Raw genomic sequence first — 1,549 nt, 5'->3', positions numbered from 1 at the left:
CCGGGGGCGGGCAGGGGCGCCGCCCCCGGTCAGGCGTCGGTGCCTTCGAGGGCGAGGCGGACGAGGTCTGCCGCGTCCAGTTCGTCGATCTCGTCGATGTCCGCGACGCGGGTCGGCTGTCCGGGGCCGTCCGCGTCGAGGGACCGTCCGACGGCGCCGGAAGCACGGAGCCCGTCCCCGTTCCGGCCCGGGCCTTCGTCGCCCCGGCCCAGGCCTCCGTCATCGGCACCGGCTTCGGCGAGCCGCAGGAGTACGTCCAGCACGCCCGCCTCACGCAACCGTTCCAGCGGCACGCTCGCCAGCGCCTGGCGGACGCGTGCCTCCTCCGGGCTCGCCGGAGCGGCCCCGGCGGGCGCCGCCGTCCGCACGTACTCCTCCCAGAGGCACACCGCCAGCGCGCCCGGAGAGGGGTGGTCGAAGACGATGGTGGTGGGCAGCCGGGTCCCGATCGCGGTGGACAGGCGGTTGCGCAGTTCCACGGCGGTCAGGGAGTCGAAACCCAGCTCCAGGAAGGTCCGGTCCTCGTCCACCTGGTCGGCGGAGGCGTGCCCGAGGACGGACGCCGCGTGGGTGCGGATCAACTCGCTCAGGACGCGCTGCCGCTCCCGTTCGGACAGGCCGGCCAGCCGTCCGTACAGCTCCACGCCGGTGGCGGCCTCGGGAGCCGCGTCCCGTGCCGGGTCCGGACCCGAGGCCCCGGCCAGCGCGGCGCGCGCCTCCGGGATGTCGTCCAGCAGCGGACTGGGACGGGAGACGGTGAACGCGGGCGCGAAGGTCTCCCAATCCACATCGGCCACGGCGACGAACGTCTCGTCGCGCTCCAACGCCTCCTGGAGCGCCGCGACCGCCAACCGCGGGTCCATGGGACGCAGCCCCCGCCGCCGCCAGTAACCGTCGTCGGCCGCCTTGCCCATGCCGTCCCCCGCCCACAGGCCCCAGGCCACCGAAGTGGCGGCCAGACCCCGGGCCCGGCGCCGCTCGGCGAGGGCGTCGAGGAAGGCGTTGGCCGCCGCGTAGGAGCCCTGGCCCGCGCTGCCCCAGACCCCGGCGTTGGACGAGAACAGGACGAACGCGTCCAACGGAGTGTCGTGCAGCAACTCGTCCAGCAGGACGGCACCCATGACCTTCGCCGCGATCGGCCTCACCAGCCCGTCGGCGTCCATCGTCTCCAACGGGTCGCCGCCCGGCGCTCCGGCTGTGTGGTAGATGGCGGTGAGGGGGTGTTCGGTGGGGATGGTGGTGAGGAGGTTTTTGAGTTGGTGGGGGTTGGTGGTGTCGCAGGTGGTGATGGTGGTGGTGGTTCCGAGTTGTTGGAGTTCTTTGACGAGGTGGTGGATGTCGGGGGTGTTGGGGCCTTGGCGGCTGGTGAGGTGGATGTGGGGGGTGCCGTGGTGGGCGAGCCAGCGGGCGATGTGGTGGGCGAGGGCTCCGGTGCCGGTGATGAGGGTGGTGCCGTGGGGGTGGGGTTTGAATGTGTTGGTTGTGGTTTTGCTGGGGGTGGGTGTGGGGGTGAGGCGTCGGGTGAGGGTGGTGGTGCGGATGGCGGTTT

The 1,549-nt window shown here is 72.8% G+C and carries 1 protein-coding gene; it reads right to left on the bottom strand.

What is annotated here, in order from left to right:
• Positions 1–29 precede the first annotated feature (29 nt).
• Positions 30–1,549, bottom strand: a 1,520-nt coding sequence (locus ABZX96_RS38015; RefSeq protein WP_355554261.1) for a beta-ketoacyl reductase, incomplete at its 5' end; no start/stop codon positions are given.

Origin of the sequence: Streptomyces sp. NPDC003077 (genome assembly GCF_040611095.1) — a bacterium.
Taxonomy (GTDB): domain Bacteria; phylum Actinomycetota; class Actinomycetes; order Streptomycetales; family Streptomycetaceae; genus Streptomyces.
Note: the sequence above shows the minus strand (reverse complement) of the source record. Positions and strands in the feature narration are given on the sequence as shown.